This window comes from Pseudomonas putida (assembly GCF_028682175.1).
In the GTDB taxonomy this organism is placed as follows: Bacteria; Pseudomonadota; Gammaproteobacteria; order Pseudomonadales; family Pseudomonadaceae; genus Aquipseudomonas; species Aquipseudomonas putida_AD.
The window spans coordinates 25,597-32,281 of record NZ_JANHKS010000056.1 but is presented as its reverse complement, the minus strand read 5'-3'; the positions used below and the strand labels follow the sequence as shown (position 1 = coordinate 32,281).

8 protein-coding genes are annotated in these 6,685 nt (G+C 60.3%); 5 read left to right on the top strand and 3 right to left on the bottom strand.

Annotated features, from left to right (window positions below):
- Positions 1 to 86 precede the first annotated feature (86 nt).
- Positions 87 to 569 carry an SsrA-binding protein SmpB gene (smpB, locus tag NPS29_RS25230; RefSeq protein WP_274135939.1) on the bottom strand — a complete coding sequence of 161 codons (483 nt, stop codon included), beginning with the start codon at positions 567 to 569 and terminating at the stop codon, positions 87 to 89.
- A 128-nt stretch (positions 570 to 697) separates the two neighbouring features.
- Here smpB and NPS29_RS25225 point away from each other — a divergent pair, with 128 nt between their 5' ends.
- Genes NPS29_RS25225 through NPS29_RS25215 form a run of 3 tightly spaced genes read left to right on the top strand, consistent with a single transcriptional unit; the run spans position 698 to position 2,856 of the window.
- Positions 698 to 2,101, top strand: a complete 1,404-nt coding sequence (locus NPS29_RS25225) for a sodium-dependent transporter (RefSeq protein WP_274135938.1) — start codon at positions 698 to 700, stop codon at positions 2,099 to 2,101.
- Positions 2,102 to 2,108: 7 nt separating this feature from the next.
- Positions 2,109 to 2,543: a type II toxin-antitoxin system RatA family toxin gene (locus NPS29_RS25220; protein WP_274135937.1), complete on the top strand. Its 435-nt coding sequence runs from the start codon at positions 2,109 to 2,111 to the stop codon at positions 2,541 to 2,543.
- Positions 2,536 to 2,856 (top strand): RnfH family protein, encoded by a 321-nt coding sequence (locus NPS29_RS25215; protein ID WP_274135936.1) that lies wholly within the window; start codon positions 2,536 to 2,538, stop codon positions 2,854 to 2,856. The genes NPS29_RS25220 and NPS29_RS25215 overlap by 8 nt, the downstream gene beginning before the upstream one ends.
- 99 nt (positions 2,857 to 2,955) lie before the next feature.
- Here NPS29_RS25215 and NPS29_RS25210 read toward each other — a convergent pair whose 3' ends face one another.
- Positions 2,956 to 3,480, bottom strand: coding sequence for an outer membrane protein assembly factor BamE (locus NPS29_RS25210; RefSeq protein WP_274135934.1), 525 nt, complete (start codon positions 3,478 to 3,480; stop codon positions 2,956 to 2,958).
- A 98-nt stretch (positions 3,481 to 3,578) separates the two neighbouring features.
- Between NPS29_RS25210 and fur the strand changes: the two genes are divergently transcribed.
- Positions 3,579 to 3,986 carry a ferric iron uptake transcriptional regulator gene (gene fur, locus NPS29_RS25205; protein ID WP_108237931.1) on the top strand — a complete coding sequence of 136 codons (408 nt, stop codon included), beginning with the start codon at positions 3,579 to 3,581 and terminating at the stop codon, positions 3,984 to 3,986.
- A 180-nt stretch (positions 3,987 to 4,166) separates the two neighbouring features.
- On the opposite strand, the gene recN is transcribed toward fur, so the two are convergent.
- Positions 4,167 to 5,840, bottom strand: coding sequence for a DNA repair protein RecN (recN, locus tag NPS29_RS25200; RefSeq protein ID WP_274135933.1), 1,674 nt, complete (start codon positions 5,838 to 5,840; stop codon positions 4,167 to 4,169).
- 276 nt (positions 5,841 to 6,116) lie between these two features.
- On the opposite strand from recN, the gene grpE reads away from it, so the two are divergent.
- Entirely contained in the window at positions 6,117 to 6,680 is a 564-nt protein-coding gene (gene grpE, locus NPS29_RS25195; protein ID WP_274135932.1) for a nucleotide exchange factor GrpE, read from the top strand.
- The last annotated feature ends 5 nt before the right edge of the window (positions 6,681 to 6,685 follow it).

The window sequence follows — 6,685 nt, the reverse complement described above, 5'->3', positions numbered from 1 at the left end:
CGATCTCATTGACGCCCCCGCCGGCAAGCCGTGCTGCTACGAGAATTCGGCGCGCCGCGATCAGTTGACCGTGCCAGTGAACCGGCTCAGTCTTCCTTGCCCTTGTTGCGCACCGCACGTTGCAGTTCGCGGTCGGAGTCGCGGGCGCGTTCGGTGTCGCGCTTGTCGTACTCTTTCTTACCCTTGCCGAGTGCGATTTCGCACTTGATCAGGTGCGCCTTCCAGTAGAGGGCGAGGGCGACGGCCGTGTAGCCTTTTTGTGCCACGGCAGCGTTGAGCCTTTCGAGCTCGCGCTTGTTGAGCAGCAGTTTACGGGTGCGTGTCGGGTCAGCGATGACGTGGGTACTGGCTGTCGTCAGCGGCGTGATATGACTGCCCATCAGCCATGCCTCACCGTCCTTGAGCAGCACGTAACTGTCCACCAGCTGCACCTTGTTGGCACGCAGGCTTTTTACTTCCCAACCGGACAGGACCAGACCGGCCTCGAACTTGTGTTCGATGAAGTAATCGTGACGCGCCTTTTTATTTTGCGCGATGGTCCCTGTGGGATGTTTCTTGAGCTTGGCCATAGGCGACGCATTATAGGGATCAACGGTGCTCTCGGCTATGGGCTCGCAACAGTGACCTGCGTGCTTGAGCGCACTGAGTGAATCCCGGACAATGCGCGATCTTTTTTTGCGTGTTGGACGTGTCAACGATGTCGACGGACAAGGTTTCAGTTCACGGAAGCTGGGCAAGCCGCTGGGTGTTCATCCTGGCCGCCACTGGTTCGGCCGTGGGGTTGGGCAGCATCTGGAAATTCCCGTACATGGTCGGCGTCTATGGCGGCGGTGCATTCGTGCTGGTGTTCCTGGCGTGCATCGCACTGATCGGCATTCCGGTGATGATCGCCGAGACCCTGATCGGCCGCCGCGCCCGGCAAAGCCCGGCCAATGCCCTGAAAGTGCTGGCTCGCGAGGCGGGGCATTCGGGCAAGTGGTCCTGGGGTGCGTTCGCCGGCATGATTACCGCGCTACTGATCCTGTCTTTCTATAGCGTGGTCGGTGGCTGGTCCCTGGAGTACATCATCGATGTGGGCAAGGGCGACTTCCAGTCGGTGACCCCTGATGGCGTGGGCGCATTTTTTGGTGAAATGATCGCCGATCCGTGGCGCCTGGTGGCCTGGCATACGTTCTTCATGCTGCTGTCGGCCATTACTATTGCAAAAGGTGTCAACGCGGGTCTGGAACGCAGCCTGCGCATCCTGATGCCGCTGCTGTTCGTCCTGATGGTGATCCTGCTGGGCTACAGCCTGACCACCGGGCATTTCATGGAAGGCGTGCATTTCATGTTCGACTTCACCCCTGAGAAGCTGCTCGACGGGCTGCTCCCGGCGATGGGGCATGCCTTCTTCTCGCTCAGCGTGGGTGTCGGCTCGATCATGATCTACGGCGCCTACATGACCAAGGAAGCCTCCATCAGCGCCACCGTCGTGGGCGTAGCGCTGCTGGACACCTTCGTGTCGCTGCTGGCAGGTCTTGCGCTGTTCCCGATTGTCTTCGCCGCGGGGCTGAACCCCAGCGAAGGCCCGGGGCTGATGTTTGTCACACTCCCTTACGCTTTCGGTAACGTGGCCTTCGGCACGGTGATGGGCGTGGTGTTCTTCATCCTGGTGGCCGTGGCCGCGTGGAGTTCGGCGATCTCGCTGCTGGAGCCGATGGTGGCGTACCTGGTCGAGCGAACTCGCGTCCGTCGCGGCTGGGTGACGTTCTGGCTGTCGTTCATCTGCTGGTTCGTTGGCTTGGGCACGGTGTTCTCGTTCAATATCTGGAAAGAAGCCAAGTTCTTCGTGAACGAAGGCGGCGCGTTTCACCTCTACCAATGGGGTGCGACTGCGGGCCTGGATTTCTTTGGCGTGATTGACTTCTTCACGTCGCGGATCATGCTGCCTCTGGGCGGATTGTGTTTCGTGGTATTTGCAGGTTGGGTGATGGGCCGTGAGGCGGTGCGCGACGAGTTGTCGGTACGCAGTCCGGTCCTGTTCGCTCTGACGTTCTTTTTGATGCGCTATGTGGCGCCGATCGGCATTCTGATTGTGTTTGCCGCTCAGCTTTGGAAATGACGCTGAAATGACTACCCATATTCAACGCTCTGCCCTGTTGCCTTATCCCGCCCAGGCGCTCTACGACCTGGTCAACGACGTATCCCGTTACGCGGAATTCCTGCCATGGTGCTCAGGCACCGCGGTGCTCGAGCAGAGCGATACCGCGATGCGGGCCCGGGTCGATGTCGCCAAGGGTGGGCTGAGCCAGCACTTCGTCACGCGCAATACGCTGACCCCGGGCCAGATCATCGAGATGAACCTCGAAGAAGGCCCGTTCAGCCAGTTGCACGGCATCTGGACCTTCAAGGCGCTGGGCGAGAAAGCCTGCAAGATCAGCCTCGACCTGTCGTTCGACTATTCCGGCGCCATCGTGCGTGCAACCCTGGGGCCGCTGTTCAACCAGGCTGCCAATACGCTGGTGGATGCGTTCTGCCAGCGCGCCAAAGAACTGTATGGCTGAGGCGCTGATCAGCGTCGAAGTGGTATACGCCGCTGTCGATCGCCAGGAACTGCTCAAGCTGCAAGTGCCGGTCGGCGCCACGGTGCTCAGTGCCGTGCAGGCTTCGGGGATCGGCGCGTTGTTTCCGGATCTCGACCTGACGGCCTGTGCATTGGGCATTTTCGGCAAGGTGATCGCCGATCCCAAGGTGCGAAAGTTGGAGGAGGGGGATCGCGTCGAGATCTACCGACCGCTGCTGGCTGATCCCAAAGAGGTGCGGCGTTTGCGCGCAGAGAAGGCTGCGAAGGCGCGAAAAGGGCAGAAATCGATTTAAGTTTTCCATCGCTGCAATCGATGGACATAAAAAAACCCGGGCTGGCCGGGTTTTTTTGTGCCGCCTTCCCAGAGGGGAACGGGGCGGTACAGCGCGGAATCAGCGTGGATTGGTGTCCAGCGGTTCCTGGTTCGGGACCGGAACGGTTTCGACCTTGTCGACGTCGTTCTGGATCTGCTCGAGCAGCGAGCCTGGCTTTGGCGGCTCTTCTTTCTTCGGCTGTTCCCCAGTGTTTTCGGGGGTGACAGTGGTATCGCTGCCTTTGCCGAGGATGGCTTCGTCGCGGCTCACGCCTGGCTTGAAGTCACCGGAAAGGCTGGCCAACTGGTCATTGCCGTTGAAGGTCAGGCTGATGCGCTCCTGCTGGCGTTCACCGCCACCTGGCTGAAGACTGTACAGGTAGTCCCAGCGCTCAGGGTGGAACGTGTCGGTCAGCAGGGGGTTACCCATGATAAACCTTACTTGCCGACGGGTCATTCCGGGCCTTAACTGGTCTATCATGTCCTGCGTGACGACATTGCCCTGTTGGATGTCGATTTTATAAACCCCGGGGAATGAACAACCGGCGAGTGCGAGCAGTCCCACGAAGGTGAAACTGGTTAGCAAGAGCTTGGTGTTTTGCATCGGTGGGCGACTTCCACTATCTTGGCTGGGACAACGTAAACCCCGATCATACCTGCATTAAGAGAAGCTGCGAAGCAGCGTCTGCGAGAAAGCTGACCATGGTTGAAAATAGCGAACTACGCAAAGCTGGACTTAAAGTGACCCTGCCACGGGTCAAGATCCTTCAAATGCTCGATTCTGCAGAGCAGCGCCACATGAGCGCGGAAGACGTCTACAAGGCGCTTATGGAGGCCAACGAGGACGTCGGTCTGGCGACGGTTTACCGTGTTTTGACTCAGTTCGAAGCAGCCGGGTTGGTGGTTCGCCACAACTTCGACGGCGGTCACGCCGTATTCGAACTGGCCGACGGAGGCCACCACGACCATATGGTCAACGTGGATTCCGGTGAAGTGATCGAGTTCTTCCACAAGGGCATCGAAGAGCTTCAGAAGCAGATCGTCGCCGAACACGGCTTCGAGCTGGTGGATCACAATCTTGTGCTCTACGTACGCAAGAAAAAGGCGTAAGTCTTTTTTTGAAACAAAGCAAAGGCGACCTCAGGGTCGCCTTTGTCGTTTTCGGGAGTTTGCCCCTTGGTCGCATCTGCGCTGATCCTGTAGCAGCACGGCTTGCCGGCGGGAGCGGTGGGCCTGTGACGAATAAGTCGCCTGACACACTGCTCCCGCCGGCAAGCCGTGCTGCTACGTTTAGGATTTTGCTGCCACCACCATCTTCTTCGCGTGGGCCAGGGATTCCTTGGTCAGGTCGATGCCGCCGAGCATCCGCGCCACTTCTTCGACTCGCTCGGCCTTGCTCAGCTTCGATACGGCAGTGCGGGTGGCCTCGGCTTCACGGACCTTGTGCACGAACAGGTGCTGATGCCCTTGGGCGGCGACCTGGGGCAGGTGGGTCACGGTCATGACCTGGCCGCGTTCGCCCAGCCTGCGCAGCAGTTGCCCGACGATTTCTGCGGTCGGGCCGCCGATGCCGACGTCCACTTCGTCGAACACCAGGGTCGGAATGCGCGAGGTCTGCGCCGTGATGACCTGTATCGCCAGGCTGATCCGTGACAGTTCGCCCCCTGACGCGACTTTCGCCAGTGCCTTGATCGGCTGCCCGGGGTTGGCGCTGACCAGCAACTCGACCAGCTCAAGCCCGTGGGGTGACAGTTCCTTGTCGGCGTTCTGCCGCAGCTCGATGTTGAACCGTCCGCCGGGCATGCCCAGGCGCTGAATCTCGGTTTCAACTGCATGGGCCAGTTCAGGCGCTGCGCGGTGGCGCAGGTCGCTCAGTTCCCGGGCCTTTTCCTGGTAATGACGCGCGTAGGAGCCCAGTTCGTGCTCCAGGCGTTCGATGGCCTCGTCGTTAGCGTTGAGGGTTTCGATTTCATCCAGCAGTTTCTGATGCAGCGCCGGAACTTCAGTCGGTTGAACGCGGTGCTTGCGCGCCAGGGTGTAGATGGTGTCCAGGCGTTCTTCGATTTGTTGCAGGCGCGCCGGATCGGCCTCGAAACGATCAAGAAACCGGTTGATTTCACCGACCGCTTCCTCGACCTGAATCTGCGCACTGGAGAGCAGGTTGGTCGCCTCGTTCAGGGCATCCGGCGAGTTGTTCACACTGGTCAGGCGGTTGAGGCTGGCGGTCAGCGCGTTCAGTGCGTTGCCTGAATCGCTTTCGCTGCACAGTTCGACCACCTGTCGGCAAATGCCCAGCAGGCTTTCGGCGTTGGTCAGGGTGGTGTGTTCCTGCTCCAGATGCTCCAGCTCGTTTTCGCCCAGGCTCAGGCCTTCAAGTTCTTCGAGCTGGTAACTGAGCAACTGATGCTTGGCGCGCTGTTCGTCACCGGAGTTGGCCAGGCGTTCCAGTTCCTGGCGGGTCTGGCGCCAGCGCTGGGCCGCAAGGTGTACCTGGCGGGCGAGGTCGGTGGCCCCGGCGTATTCGTCCAGCAGGCGGCGATGGGTGTCGGTCTTGAGCAGCGACTGGTGCTCGTGCTGGCTGTGGATGTCGATCAACAGCTCGCCCAGCGCTTTCAGGTCACCCTGCGGGCACGGCGTGCCATTTATATAGGCGCGGGAGCGGCCTTCGGCGGTGATGACCCGGCGCAGGATGCACGGCCCGTCGGTTTCCAGATCGCGCTCGGAGAGCCACGCCTGCGCTTCCGGGATGTCGGAGACGTCGAAGGTGGCGAGGATGTCGGCCTTGTCGGCGCCCGGCCTGACCACGCCGCTGTCGGCGCGATCGCCCAGGGTCAGGCCCAGCGCGTCGAGCATGATCGACTTGCCGGCCCCGGTTTCCCCGGTGATCACGCTCATGCCGCGATCCAGTTCCAGATCGAGGTGTTCAACGATGGCGTAGTTGTGGATGGACAGGTGCACCAGCATAGGGGCGGCTCCCAAGAAATTGTCTGGTTATTTATACAGTGTTTTGCTTCGGGCTGACAATGCCCGCGCTTAGCTCGATTTGGCAGGTTGGAGGGATGTTTTTAGCACCACCAATCATCAATCGCCGGCAGCGACTGGATAAACGCCATGTCGGAAAATTTGTAGGGTCTTTCGCCTGATCCTGCATCGAATGCCCTTGAAGCCGAAAATTAAGGCCCCATATAGCCGGGCAGAAGCGTGAGTTGAGCTCACGGACGTAATTTGGAGGAGAGAACAATGGCTGACGAACAGAACCCGGATACGCAGGCTCAGGATCAGGCTGCAGACGCGGCGTCCGGAGAAGATTTGGCAACCCGCGTACAAGTGCTCGAAGAGCAACTGGCCGCAGCGAAGGACCAGTCCCTGCGTGTCGCTGCGGATCTGCAGAACGTCCGCCGCCGCGCCGAGCAGGACGTCGAGAAGGCCCACAAATTCGCACTGGAGAAGTTCGCGAGCGACCTGCTGCCGATCGTCGACAGCCTGGAGCGTGGCCTGGACCTGTCCAACCCGGACGACGAGAGCATCCGCCCGATGCGTGAAGGCATCGAGCTGACCCTGAAAATGTTCGGCGACACCCTCAAGCGCTACCAGTTGGAAGCCATCGACCCGCACGGCCAGCCGTTCAACGCCGAGCACCACCAGGCGATGGCCATGCAGGAAAGCGCCGAGGTCGAGCCCAACAGTGTGCTCAAGGTGTTCCAGAAGGGTTATCAGCTCAACGGTCGTCTGCTGCGCCCGGCCATGGTCGTGGTCAGCAAGGCACCGTCGCCTGTTGCACCGTCAATTGACGAGCAGGCTTGAAATCA

What these genes read in the sequence shown, in the direction of transcription:
- smpB (WP_274135939.1), bottom strand. Translation starts at nt 569, where the DNA reads ATGGCCAAGCTCAAGAAACATCCCACAGGGACCATCGCGCAAAATAAA.
- NPS29_RS25225 (WP_274135938.1), top strand. Translation starts at nt 698, where the DNA reads ATGTCGACGGACAAGGTTTCAGTTCACGGAAGCTGGGCAAGCCGCTGG.
- NPS29_RS25220 (WP_274135937.1), top strand. Translation starts at nt 2,109, where the DNA reads ATGACTACCCATATTCAACGCTCTGCCCTGTTGCCTTATCCCGCCCAG.
- NPS29_RS25215 (WP_274135936.1), top strand. Translation starts at nt 2,536, where the DNA reads ATGGCTGAGGCGCTGATCAGCGTCGAAGTGGTATACGCCGCTGTCGAT.
- NPS29_RS25210 (WP_274135934.1), bottom strand. Translation starts at nt 3,480, where the DNA reads ATGCAAAACACCAAGCTCTTGCTAACCAGTTTCACCTTCGTGGGACTG.
- fur (WP_108237931.1), top strand. Translation starts at nt 3,579, where the DNA reads ATGGTTGAAAATAGCGAACTACGCAAAGCTGGACTTAAAGTGACCCTG.
- recN (WP_274135933.1), bottom strand. Translation starts at nt 5,840, where the DNA reads ATGCTGGTGCACCTGTCCATCCACAACTACGCCATCGTTGAACACCTC.
- grpE (WP_274135932.1), top strand. Translation starts at nt 6,117, where the DNA reads ATGGCTGACGAACAGAACCCGGATACGCAGGCTCAGGATCAGGCTGCA.